The organism is Dyadobacter sp. CY343 (assembly GCF_021390335.1).
GTDB lineage: Bacteria > Bacteroidota > Bacteroidia > Cytophagales > Spirosomataceae > Dyadobacter.
In genome coordinates this window covers 1,301,333-1,313,447 of sequence record NZ_JAJUXK010000004.1, presented here as the reverse complement: position 1 = coordinate 1,313,447, position 12,115 = coordinate 1,301,333, and the positions used below count along the sequence as shown (strand labels likewise).

Here is a 12,115-nt window from a genome sequence, read left to right as displayed (position 1 = left end):
TTCAAACAGTGCTAGATTTCTTTCTCGATATCTTCAATTTTACCGGGACCGTGGATCGCTTCAAGCACTTCTTTCAGGTCGTAAGTAGAGCGATTGTAGGAATTACCGAGCACAATAATGACCGCCTCGTCGTCCGGACAAACCCATAACATGGTGTTATAACCTTTCCACCACCCGCCGTGATAAATGAAGCGGGGCGAATTGTCTTTATTGATGTGCATCCGAAATCCATACCCATAATTACGGATACCTGCGCGCTCGAAACTGCGGGGTTTGAATGCTTCGTCGAGTAATTTTTTGTCAAGAAGCAGGCCTTTAGTCAGCCCGTTGTAAAATCGATAAATATCGCCTGTGGTGGAATACAAGCCTTTGTCGCCGACTACATCATCGTAATAATCCTTTTCAAGCCTGCGCCCGAACTGGTGTCCGACGGTCCTGTCTTTGACAGCCGCAGAGGATGTGTCAGTTACCAAAAAGGTATTCAGCATACCCAGCGGCGCGAAAATCTGATCATTGAGGTATTTGCCGAACGTATCTCCGGTCACTTTTTCGACGATCGCTGCGAGTACGCAGTAGTTGGTATTGCAGTAATTAAACGATCTTCCCGGTTTGTTATAAGGTGTCGGAGTCGGTACTACTTTGGCGTACCAGTCCATAATATCCAGATTATCAGGATATTTCTTGCCGTGACGAATGCTGTCGGTAAATGAGTAAATGTAATTTGGCAGTCCGCTCCGGTGGCTCAGAAGCATATCTACTTTGACACCGTGATAGGGGAAATCGGGGAAAAAACGCTGAACCGAATCGTCGAGAGTTACGCGGCCTTCCTGGATCAGTTTCAGCATAGCAATAGCCGTAAAAGGCTTTGAAAGCGAAGCCAGCTGAAAACGTGACGAGCTCGTTAGAGTATCCTTTTCTTTAATATGGGCAAAACCGAAAGAGTTCTCATACAGGATCTCACCTTTTTGCACGATCAACACATTACCATTGAAGCCAGCGCGTTTTTTACGCCTGAAAATGTCTTCGATCTTGGCGATCTTGGCCGCTGTCGCTGCATTCGGAGACCTAATAGCAACCGGATCGAGGCTCGCCATTACTTTGGCGCGCACAGCCACTTCCTCAGTTTCCGATTTGTTTTTTCTAACTAATCCCCAGGAAACCAGCAGAACTACCACAACAGCTAGGGCTGTCCACCACACTTTTGGCTGCACTTTTCTCAACATAGGCTTGGGGCCTTTTAATTTTTCGGAACGTAGATTATGAAACGATGGTCGACCGCCATCTTTTATGCTTATTATACACAAATTAAGCATAGATTATTTTAGCGAACTAGTATTTTAACATGTTCTTTCCCAATATTTCTTGGGGAAGTCAGGATATATATTCCGGGTTGAAGCGCGTGTATTGGCAACAAAATCACGGAGTTGGCGCCGTTTTTTATACATTTAAAAGCGATTGCCTGACCCTCGGAGGAGGTCAATGAAAGCACTTTCGGATTTATATTTTTACCAGAGATTATAATTTTTTCGGGAGAGGCGGGATTGGGCTCCACTTGCAGGCCGCGCCCGGTTTCCAGGGTAGTAATATCGATTGTTTTTGAAAAGGAATAGGATTGGTCCTGATCGACAAGCCGCAAACGGTAATAACCCGCTCCTGACAGCGGCAGGTTGTCGGCGAAATGGTAATCCTTCCGGCTGCTGGTTTCCCCGGCCGCATCGACTGAACCAATTTCTTCAAAATTCACGAGATCCGAACTTCGTTCGACCAGAAACTCGGCGGTGTTCTTCTCCCAGGCCGTTTCCCAAAGCAACCTGACCGCTCGCTCACCCACTTCGCCCTTGAAATAAGTCAGTTCCAGCGGCAAGACAATCGGCAGCACAATTCCGTTGATCGTAATTTCATCAAACCACAAAACCCCGTGAATACTCGGGGCATTATGTGCGTAAATGCGAATGGAAAAAGTGTTTTCGGAAAGATTGGCGAAGTGAACGGGTATACTGTAAGAATTGAAAACGTTGGAATTGGTGATGTTTGTAGCACTAATATCAGTATTGAAACCGTCCATTGATGATCGCAGGCGGATCATATCCGGGCCGGTAGGCGACCTTCGGAGGCGAAATGAAATGGACGAAATGTTATACTTAAAAGAGTTGGCAGCGAATGTAAATTCCATGTACCTGCTTTTGGAAGACGCCAGCGACCACGGACGGATAATATAGCCAGCCCCGATCGACCCGCCCGGACTGTAAACCGTCGGCAATGTGAAATCATTGGTACCGCCCGCCAGAACAGCATTCGTGGGCGTAAAGTTAGCATCGCTGGACACTCCTGCCTGGGTATAATCCATGGTCCACTTAACCTGAAAAGGCTGAGCAATGCATTTAAAACTAAAAAAGACAAGAAGAAGACCGACCCAAGGGATCCGCATTAAACTTTCCATGTGCGTGTACGATTAAGTGAGATTTACACTATTTACTTTACTTAGACGGTAAAGCACTGGAAAGGTAACGGTGGTAGGAAGGTTGTTTTTTTGAGAGGTATTAAAACACAAAATCCCGGCGACTGGCCGGGATTTGGAACTTAAAATTCTGCGCTTTTCGGATACCTCGGGAAAGGTATTACATCGCGGATATTGCTCATACCGGTTACAAACAGAACGAGACGCTCGAAGCCGAGACCGAAGCCTGAGTGCGGCGCGGTTCCAAATTTCCGCGTTTCGAGGTACCACCATAGGTTTTGCGGGTCGATACCTACTTCATGCACGCGGCCGAGCAGCTTTTCATAGTTTTCTTCCCGCTGACTTCCACCGATAATTTCGCCGATCCCTGGGAAAAGTACATCCATCGCGCGTACTGTCTTTCCATCCTCATCGAGCTTCATATAAAATGACTTGATCTCTTTCGGATAGTTGGTCAGAATTACCGGTTTTTTGAAATGCTTTTCGACCAAATAACGCTCATGCTCGCTGGAAAGGTCGATTCCCCAGCCCACGGGATATTGGAATTTTTTTTCCTTATGTGGTTTTGATTTGAGTAAAATCTCAATCGCTTCCGTATAGGTCAGCCGCTCGAATGGATTGTCGACCACAAAGCTCAGTTTTTCAAGAAGCGGAATAGAGCGCTCGTTTTGCGGCTTGTTCTTATCTTCTTCTGCGAGGCGGTTTTGAAGGAAATTCAAATCATCCTTGCAGTTTTCCAGCGCGGATGCAATTACGGTTTTGACAAAATCTTCCGCCGCATCCATATTGTCTTCCAGCTCGAAAAACGCCATTTCTGGCTCGATCATCCAGAATTCGGCCAGGTGGCGAGTAGTATTGGAGTTTTCAGCGCGGAAAGTAGGGCCGAAAGTATATATCTTGGACAATGCCATCGCACCAAGCTCGCCTTCCAGCTGCCCCGAAACGGTCAGGTTCGCCTCTCTTCCGAAGAAATCTTCTTTAAAGTTAATAGCACCCTCCTCAGTTCTTGGGATTTTGTTTAAATCCAGCGTAGTAACCCGGAACATTTCGCCGGCACCTTCCGCGTCAGAAGCCGTGATTACGGGGGTGTGCAGATAGAAAAATCCTCTGTCGTTGAAATACTGATGCACAGCGAAAGCCAGTGCGTGGCGGATACGCAAAATGGCGCCGAAAGTATTGGTGCGGGGGCGCAAATGTGCGATTTCGCGAAGGAATTCGAGTGAATGCTTTTTTGGTTGAAGCGGATAAACGTCAGGATCAGCAGCTCCATAAACCTCGATCGACTCGACTTTCACCTCAACGGCCTGACCCGATCCCTGTGATTCAACGAGTTGACCAGTGATTTTCAAACATGCTCCGGTAGTGACAATCTGGATCAGTTCGTCGGGGAACTGGCCCGGCTGTGCAACCGCCTGTATATTGTGGATTGTTGAGCCGTCATTTAAAGCAATGAATATCGCGTTTTTACTTTCTCTTTTAGTCCGAACCCAGCCTTTTAGTGTAACGGGTTGATTTTCAGGAGTAGCCTGTAATATTTCCTTGATTTGCAGCGGTCCCATTTTTGCAATCGTTGTTTTGGTAAAAACTATGAATTTTGGCGCAAATATAGGATCAATCTGACTCCTAACGATTTTAGAAAGCAATATTTAAAATATCGAAGCGGCTCGATAATTCTCAGCAGCAGGTTATAGGGTAAACCAGGTCGGCTGGTAACCTACATTCCTAAATGGTAAGATATCCGCAATCTTATCAGGCGGATTCTATAAATTGCTTAACAAATTGAAACCCCAGGGTGTATGACAAATACTACTCCCAACATTAAGATCCACGAAGGCCGGAATTTGAACGCTTCCGCGAGATGCTGGGAATCAAGCAGGATTTTCTTGCGTTCGAGCTCGGCGAAGACTGGAACCAGCAAAAGATCTCTTTGCTTGAACAAAGAGAAAAGATCGATTCTGATATTTTAGAACAAGTTTCGGCGATTCTTAAAATCCCTGCTGAGGCGATTCGGAATTTTGATGAACAACAAGCTGTGAATATTATCTCAAACACTTTCGATAGAGTTGAAAACTCCTTCAACTTTGGCACCTTCAATCTACATCCGATGGAAAAGATTATTCAACTCATGAAGAGAAGATTGCGCTTTATGAGCGGATGTTGAAAGAGAAGGATGAGATGATGGGGCGGTTGGAGAGAGTGATTGGGGGGAGGTGAGGTTGTCTTCTCTAAGTCCATATTTGTATTACTTTTGCACTCATTATACACATACCACCTGCCACAGCTATGGAAAGATTTAGAACTGAGAAAGCACTTCAAGCTCTTGTGCACTTTGGCAATCTAGGAGGCGGCAGCCTGAACAAAATGAAAGCGCTGAAACTGATCTGGCTCTCCGATCGATATCATTTAAGGCAATATGGCCGAACAATCACAGGAGACCAATATTTTGCCATGAAAAATGGCCCAGTAGCTTCCTGCACATTTGATTTATTGAAAGGCTCCGGCATCTCCTTTGACAGAGGAGAAACGCAAAACATAGCTAAGTATTTAACATCCAGCCAATATGACTACTCAGTTCACGCGGAGCCGGACATGGATGTTTTTTCTGAAACAGATATAGAGGTATTGGATCTGATTTGGGAAAAGTACAAGCACTATGACCATTTCGCTTTGTCAGAGCTCTCTCATAACTTTCCCGAATGGATCCGCTACAAAGCAAATTTTGAAATCGCTGAAAAAGGCAGGTATGAAATCATCATGGATGATTTCTTCGTGAATGTGAGCGATAAGATTGGCTTGTTCAACGACAGTGAAGAATTCCTAAATGAATCCAGAGAAATCTTCCTGGAATACTCCGCTTAATTGGCCCGATGGAAGTTAGTTTTGAGGCCTTCTATCAGGTACTTAAGGAAAAAAGCATCCTTTATTTTTCGCTTAACTATCAAGGCAATCCCGATCCGCACTATTATGTATTGCTTGATAAAGGCACAGAAATCCTATTGTTTTCGGTATGCACTTCCAAGCTTGATACAATACTAAATTTTGTCAAAAAGCGTAACCTCGATTATGATACAATTGTCTTTATCGAAAGTGAGCCGGATAATCCTTTTAGCAAGAATACTTACATTAATTGCAATAGCCCTGTTTCAATTCCGTATGATGAGTTTAAAAAGATGTTTGAGGAAGGGAAAGTAAAGTATAAGGATCAATTGGACGATGAGCATTTTGACCAAATTATTAATGGGATTTTGAAAAGTCGATTGGTGGAACGGAGGATCAAGAAACTTTTTTTGTAAATGGAAAATCCCTCGTCAGTACTGTAAAGGTATGAGAGAAGGAGGAAATGATGAGGTGATTGGAGGTATGGAAATAGTAATGGAATCCAAAAAAAATTGGATTTCATAATGATTCAAGAGCTAAACGTTCTTTTAATTTATGCCAAATCACTCAGGCATCAAAAAATTTGGCGTGCCATTAGTTTGGATAACATAGTCGAAATAAACACTGTCCCATGTTAGCGGGTGAGTAGCAGCGTCGATATGCCTTAGTTTAATGGCAGCATAAAATCCACTTTTATTTTGATATATAGCAACATGACCTGAATAAAAAAGCCTCGTCTTTGATGATGTATCATATCTTGACGCATCAGAGATTTTACTAATTTCAGTCTTTTGTTTTATCTGCGAGAGTGAATATATACTTGGTCCATTAGAGGTCATATGAATGGCACCTGTTCCCGCTCTTGTAAAGTGGCATTCAAACATTAGCTCACCTACTCCAATAGCATAAAAGCCGTCATTGTTAGAATAATCAAACTCTATTGATCCCGAGGTCGCCGGAGATATATATTTTTCACTTCTAGGTAGAAATTTTTGCACTGTAAAAATAGGAATGTTCTTAAACGGATTTTTTCCAACTGGTCGAGCTGGATAAACGGGCTCATCCAATAAGTCTCTAAGCAATGTTTCATAGTTGCTTTCATACAATCGCTCCTCTTCAAAACTAAGGTAAAGCCTATTAGCAAGAACAACAGGCATTTTCTGTATCCCACAATTGTTTCTGATTATGGGAATAACCCATGAACTGTTTTGGTCGCTCATCATTGCCGCAGATATTATGTTTTTCTCATATCCGACGCCGCCTAGACTGTTGTCTGCCTTTGCAACATAATTTTCCGAACAAATGCAAATCACCCTGTTAGCTTTTGTTAGCCCCTGCTCCATGAAAATCGCCAAATTTGAACCTAGTCGTAAATTTATCTGGTCGATAAGAACGTTGACTCCGTTGTCGCGTAAACGTACTGCTAGCCTCAAAACCCATGCCTTATGTTCATTGTCATCATGAGAATACGAGATGAATACAGTCGGAATAAATTCGGTCACTGGTTCAAGATCATTGTTCATGATTTCTTAAAGTTTTCAACAGTTTAAGCTTTTCCTTACTAACCCTGATCATTACGAATATCTACTGCCGATGTCACAATAGCAGCTTGCGATCAAAGATTTTAAATACCTCTCATCCGGAGTATGTCCTGTCTGAAAATACGAAGGTGCAACAAAAAAGCGCCAATCTTGCGAAAGGCGCCTTAGTTGTGGTCACGTAGGGATTCGAACCCCAAACCTCCTGATCCGTAGTCAGGTGCTCTATCCAATTGAGCTACGCAACCAATTCCCGAACGGGACTGCAAAGATAGGAAACTGGCTGTTTTTAACAAATACTGAATTGCAAAAATTTGTTTCGAAAATCTATTTCCCCTGAAAGTCAGGCTTTCTCTTTTGTAAAAAAGCCGAAATACCTTCGCGAGCATCGTGGCTTTCATACAAAATCTGCTGATTTACCCTTTCCAGTTCCTGCATTCTAGCCAGATCGGAGTGCGAAGATTCGTTCAAAACCTTTTTCATTGCTCCGATTGCAAGGGTAGGAGCGGCCAGATAGTAGGAAGCCAGTTTGTTAACTTCTGAATCGAGTTCTTCCGCGGGTACAGCTTTGTTGATCAGGCCGATCTGTTCGGCTTCTTTTGCGAAAATTTTGCGGCCCGTCGACGCCAGTTCGAATGTTCTCGCCATTCCAATCAAGCGCGGCAAAAAGTAAGTAGCGCCCGCGTCGGGCATCAAGCCTATTTGTACAAAAAGTAAACTCAGATAGGCTTCCTCAGTGGCCACAATGATATCACAAGCCAATGCAAGCGAACATCCGGCGCCGACAGCCAATCCATTTAACCGGCAAATAACTGGTTTCGGAAGTTCGCGAATGCTTCGGATCATTGGCTCATAATACGCTTTGAGCATTTGCTCGGCGCTTTCGCCACCTTCCAGCGTTTGCTTTAAATCTGCGCCGGAGCAGAAAGCTTTGTCGCCCTCGCCGGTGATGATCAATACGCGGATCTGATCGTCGCCGGCAGCTTCGGCAATCGCTGCGGTGATTTCCTGCATCAGCGCGGCGCTCAGTGCGTGATATACCTGCGGCCGGTTCAGTGTGATTTTTGCAATTCCGTTTGTCCTGCTAAAAAGAATGTTCTCGTACATAGGAATGCGTTTTTGTCCGACAATATAACCTCAGAAGTAAAAGTAAATAGTCATACTACTCACAAGCACGCCGCAAACAAAGCCGACGAAAATCTGTGCCAGACTGTGTGCATTCAGTTGCAAGCGGGCGCTCAGCAGCAATCCGGCTATCAGTATGGCGATAATTAGCGGGTATAGCAATGCATATTCTTCAAACCGCATCATCAAGCCGGAAAGTATTGCTATCATCCCACCGATTCCCGTCGCATGCGCGCTGATTTTCCAGAAAAAACTGACAGCGGTTACAATTACGAGGGACAATGTGACACTGGCCAGGATCACGGAAATTTGCGGGGCCATTTGCGCTATCGGTTGAAGTTGCCAGCCAAATAGGTAAGTCGCCAGCCCGTAAATGAAGACCGTCGCCAGATAGGGAACTCGCCGCTCGGAAACATCATCAATATAGAGATTTTTGATCATCCCCATTTTCATAAAATAGTAAGTTACAACGGCGGGTGCGATGAAGGTATTCAGGAACAAAAGCGTCAACAAACTGCCCAACGCCGGAAGCTCAAATGCACTTACGCCGACAAGATCGGGAGAGAGCAGGAACAGCAATGCGAATAGGTAGGTAGTGAGGATCAGTGGGTGAAAAAGTACTGATAATATGATGGCCAGTCGATTGTTCAAAACGCGAAGCTTGGATCAGAGTGAAACGGTAAAATTAACCTGAAAACCAGATTGTACAAAAACCAGCCCAGCACGGGTTGTAGTATTTTAAATTGTAACCTAATATTACTTATTTTGTCTGATAAGAATAACCTTCCGCACCAGCCTGTTATGAGATTTTGCCTGCTGATTTTTCTGACTATCCTGGTAGCAAATATCTGTGCGTTCGCGCAAACTTCTCCGTCCAGCTATTTTACCCTTACACCAAACTCAGCTTGCTCGGTTAGTACCTATTTTGAGGCTATGTACACCGGAAGCCTGCTACCACAAAAAGGGTTTACTTCCGAGAGAGATCTTGGGAGTATGTATGTGGCTGTGAGTGATGATTTTATATTCGAATGGGAATGGGTTGACGGAATGATGGTTGCGGGTTCGGGTCTTGGGCCGTTTAAAGTATATTGGCTGTCGACCGGGGTTAAAACAGTTATTCTCACGATCACGAATGTGAAGCTGCCGGAGAATAAGATTGTGATCAAGAAAACGGTGACGATCGCACAGGCGGAAGTTACGGCCAGATGGGAACATGCGACTTGTACCAATGATAAAGGTAAAATTACGGTCGTCGGGGAAGGTGGTACTGCGCCTTACCTGTATTCGATCGATTCCGTTCATTTTCAGACTGATTCGGTTTTTATAGTCGCGCCAGGTTATCATCAGCTTGCTGTAAAAGAGTCAGGAGGTTGTATATCAACGGTTAAGCCGCTGCGGATCGATCCCGTGGATGAGGTTATATTGAATATTCCTGATGATAATGTGACGATCTGCGCCGGGCAAGGGATTAAGTTGGCCACTACCAGTAATGCCATTTCTCATACCTGGTCGCCGGCTGCTGGCCTTGATGATCTCACGGCAAAAGAACCTTTCGCGACCCCATCGCAAACCACTACGTATACCGTTACGGGGACATTGGATTGTAAAACGGTGCAGCGGACAGTCACTGTTGAAGTGATTCCCGGCATCACTGTGAATGTGACCGGAGATACGCGGGTCGACCCAAATACACCCGTTCAGCTGAATGCATTTGTGTCTGAACAGGGTTTAGGAAATATCAGCTATGCCTGGAAGCCGGAAGTCGGGTTAAATAATGCCGCAATTCCTGACCCGATCGCCTCGATTAACCAAGAGACGACTTATCAGGTTACGGCTACGTCGGCTGAGGGCTGCACTGCCTCGGCGAGTACCATACTTTCGCTCAAAAAAGCATCGGCGATATTTATGCCTGGAATATTCTCTCCAAACGGCGACGGAAAGAATGAGACTTTCAGCCCGCAGAATGGGGAAGATATTACTTTCAATAAGTTCATCATTTACAGCCGCTCTGGCGAGGTAGTGTACTTTTCTGATAAAAAAGATTGTACATGGGACGGCAGTTACCGCGGTCAGCAAGCCGGTAGCGGTGACTATTTTTACAAAATTGAAGGGGTTACCAGCAAAGGTGTGGCTGTTTCGAAAGAAGGGTCGGTGCTGCTCGTGAGGTGATGGTTTTGGGATTATCGATTTAAGAAATACTCTTTAAAAGCAGCCATTTCCGAGCGTTCAGTTTCGAGATATTTATCAAATATTTTGTCTCCTACCTGTTCTCTGAGAGCAGAAATACCTACGTCGATCAGCCTCAAACCCGTTTCGGTTAGCAGGATATTATCGTAATATAAGCCGCCGATCCCGGAAGGGCGTCTGAGATCCCGGTGAACAAACCCATTTTGATGTAACTGCGTAAGTTCGTCTTCAAATACATCGAGCCACAATTCTCTGGTACCTACTTCATACGCGCGAAAATCAATGGGTTTCAGCCGCTCCATCACGAGCATTTCTGCTTGAAATTCTTCATGATAATCTAGTCGCAAAAATTTGACAATGAGATCATTAACCTGATTCGCGTATTTCATTTTCTCCGCCTCAGAGCCGATATCGGAACGTGTATCGTCCATGAAAAGCTTGGCGACCTCCGTTTCAGAAAGCGCGATAACGAGGTTATTGGCACCGGAAGAAAGTCGATTCGGGTATTTCATTTGTGTCATATTGGTTGCTTGGGCAATTTAATAAAGTCTGACTATCTAACTTAAAATCATCAATTTCTTCTTCAATATCCCCCGGCATGAAAATTTAAACTTTTCTCAAAACTTCATCACAAATGGCAAAGGCTAAGAAAAAGAAAGGCCCGAAAAAGTCGGCTAATACTAAAAAGAACAAGCTGGGTGTAAAAAATTCGCTTGTCAATAATATTAACGCCAAGAAAAAGAAAGGTACTTCCAAGCCCAAGAGCAAAAAGACGGTTAGTAAAAAGTCTTATTCAGCTATGAAAAATAATTGGGGTAAAAAGAAGAAGAAAAGCGGGAGAAAGAAAAAGAAAAAATAAGCTAGAATACCACGTTAATCGCGTTGCCTTTTATAAAAGCGAAGAGATTTTCGGATGCTAGTTGCATTAACCTTTTTCGCGCTTCGAAAGTTGCCCAGGCAATGTGAGGTGTAATCACGCAGTTCGGTGCAGATAAGAGTGGGTTGTCCGCTTTTGGAGGCTCCGCAGAAAGTACATCCAGCCCAGCGCCCGCGATTACGCCGTTTCTTAATGCTTCTGCCAGATCCGCTTCGTGAATGAGCGGGCCGCGACCTGTGTTAAGCACGATCGCTGTCGATTTCATTTTTGCCAGATTATCCTTATTGATGATCTCTTTTGTCTCGTCAGTGAGCGGACAGTGCAGACTGACTACGTCACTTTGCCTGAAAATTTGGTCCAGCGTAACCATTTCAATGCCCTCAACCGGTTTTGGATGTTTCCGGTAGGCGATCACTTTCATTCCAAATGCAATTGCGATCTGCGCAACCTGCGAACCAATATCTCCCAGCCCGATCAGCCCGATCGTTTTGCCCGCCAGCTCGGTAAGCGGCGATTTCCAGTAACAGAAATCGGCCGAAGCCGCCCATCCTCCCGCGAATACGCTCTGACTATGCATTTCGGCACGATTCACCAGAGACAGCAGCAATGCAAAAGTTTGCTGCGCTACGGAAGCCGAGCTGTAAGCCCGCACATTTGTGACGATAATACCCCGTTTTTTCGCTGCTTCAATATCTACGTTATTAAAACCAGTGGCAGTCACACCAATATATTTCAGCTCCGGAAGCTGGTCCAGAATAGCTTCCGACAATACCACTTTGTTCACAAAAACTACTTCTGCCCCGGCTGCCCGTTCCACAATTTCCTCCGGCTTCGACCGGTCATAAATTTCAACTTCACCCAGCATTTTAATAGGCGCCCAGTCCAGATCTCCCGGGTTCAAAGTATATCCGTCAAGAATTACGATCTTCATTATTCAGGGTTTTTTGTATTAAAACACGCTTGCCTTGTAAGCCAATTTTGAAATTACATAACTTCTATTTTGAAATTACATAGAATCAATTTTGAAATTGCATAAAAAAATCCGCTCTGGCG

Annotated in this window: 12 protein-coding genes, 1 tRNA gene and 1 pseudogene; 5 read left to right on the top strand and 9 right to left on the bottom strand. The window is 44.6% G+C overall.

Features of this window, described 5'->3' with window-relative positions:
• Positions 1-11 precede the first annotated feature (11 nt).
• The 3 genes from LZG94_RS17610 to asnS form a co-directional block, all read right to left on the bottom strand.
• Positions 12-1,223 (bottom strand): serine hydrolase, encoded by a 1,212-nt coding sequence (locus tag LZG94_RS17610; RefSeq protein ID WP_233793094.1) that lies wholly within the window; start codon positions 1,221-1,223, stop codon positions 12-14.
• A gap of 98 nt (positions 1,224-1,321) precedes the next feature.
• On the bottom strand, positions 1,322-2,440 hold the full coding sequence (locus LZG94_RS17605) for a hypothetical protein (RefSeq protein ID WP_233793093.1): 1,119 nt from the start codon (positions 2,438-2,440) through the stop codon (positions 1,322-1,324).
• A 140-nt stretch (positions 2,441-2,580) separates the two neighbouring features.
• Positions 2,581-4,017 carry an asparagine--tRNA ligase gene (gene asnS, locus LZG94_RS17600; RefSeq protein ID WP_233793092.1) on the bottom strand — a complete coding sequence of 479 codons (1,437 nt, stop codon included), beginning with the start codon at positions 4,015-4,017 and terminating at the stop codon, positions 2,581-2,583.
• Positions 4,018-4,254: 237 nt separating this feature from the next.
• On the opposite strand from asnS, the pseudogene LZG94_RS17595 reads away from it, so the two are divergent.
• The 3 genes and pseudogenes from LZG94_RS17595 (at position 4,255) to LZG94_RS17585 (ending at position 5,751) form a co-directional block, all read left to right on the top strand.
• Positions 4,255-4,672, top strand: a pseudogene (locus LZG94_RS17595) (XRE family transcriptional regulator).
• 69 nt (positions 4,673-4,741) lie between these two features.
• The gene (locus LZG94_RS17590; RefSeq protein WP_233793091.1) at positions 4,742-5,317 is read left to right on the top strand and encodes a Panacea domain-containing protein; all 576 of its coding nucleotides are present in this window, start codon (positions 4,742-4,744) and stop codon (positions 5,315-5,317) included.
• An 8-nt stretch (positions 5,318-5,325) separates the two neighbouring features.
• Positions 5,326-5,751 carry a hypothetical protein gene (locus LZG94_RS17585; protein WP_233793090.1) on the top strand — a complete coding sequence of 142 codons (426 nt, stop codon included), beginning with the start codon at positions 5,326-5,328 and terminating at the stop codon, positions 5,749-5,751.
• A 147-nt stretch (positions 5,752-5,898) separates the two neighbouring features.
• On the opposite strand, the gene LZG94_RS17580 is transcribed toward LZG94_RS17585, so the two are convergent.
• The 4 genes from LZG94_RS17580 to LZG94_RS17565 all read right to left on the bottom strand — a co-directional run bounded on the left by LZG94_RS17580 (position 5,899) and on the right by LZG94_RS17565 (position 8,649).
• Positions 5,899-6,858, bottom strand: coding sequence for a toll/interleukin-1 receptor domain-containing protein (locus LZG94_RS17580; protein WP_233793089.1), 960 nt, complete (start codon positions 6,856-6,858; stop codon positions 5,899-5,901).
• Between the two features lie 189 nt (positions 6,859-7,047).
• Positions 7,048-7,121 (bottom strand) — tRNA-Arg (locus LZG94_RS17575).
• 79 nt (positions 7,122-7,200) lie between these two features.
• The gene (locus tag LZG94_RS17570) at positions 7,201-7,980 is read right to left on the bottom strand and encodes an enoyl-CoA hydratase/isomerase family protein (protein WP_233793088.1); all 780 of its coding nucleotides are present in this window, start codon (positions 7,978-7,980) and stop codon (positions 7,201-7,203) included.
• 30 nt (positions 7,981-8,010) lie between these two features.
• Positions 8,011-8,649: a hypothetical protein gene (locus LZG94_RS17565; protein WP_233793087.1), complete on the bottom strand. Its 639-nt coding sequence runs from the start codon at positions 8,647-8,649 to the stop codon at positions 8,011-8,013.
• Positions 8,650-8,763: 114 nt separating this feature from the next.
• Here LZG94_RS17565 and LZG94_RS17560 point away from each other — a divergent pair, with 114 nt between their 5' ends.
• On the top strand, positions 8,764-10,167 hold the full coding sequence (locus LZG94_RS17560) for a gliding motility-associated C-terminal domain-containing protein (RefSeq protein ID WP_233793086.1): 1,404 nt from the start codon (positions 8,764-8,766) through the stop codon (positions 10,165-10,167).
• An 11-nt stretch (positions 10,168-10,178) separates the two neighbouring features.
• On the opposite strand, the gene LZG94_RS17555 is transcribed toward LZG94_RS17560, so the two are convergent.
• The gene (locus LZG94_RS17555; protein ID WP_233793085.1) at positions 10,179-10,697 is read right to left on the bottom strand and encodes a hypothetical protein; all 519 of its coding nucleotides are present in this window, start codon (positions 10,695-10,697) and stop codon (positions 10,179-10,181) included.
• 122 nt (positions 10,698-10,819) lie between these two features.
• Between LZG94_RS17555 and LZG94_RS17550 the strand changes: the two genes are divergently transcribed.
• Complete coding sequence (locus LZG94_RS17550) at positions 10,820-11,044, top strand: hypothetical protein (protein ID WP_233793084.1); 225 nt, start codon at positions 10,820-10,822, stop codon at positions 11,042-11,044.
• Position 11,045: 1 nt separating this feature from the next.
• On the opposite strand, the gene LZG94_RS17545 is transcribed toward LZG94_RS17550, so the two are convergent.
• Complete coding sequence (locus LZG94_RS17545) at positions 11,046-11,993, bottom strand: D-2-hydroxyacid dehydrogenase (protein WP_233793083.1); 948 nt, start codon at positions 11,991-11,993, stop codon at positions 11,046-11,048.
• Positions 11,994-12,115 lie beyond the last annotated feature (122 nt).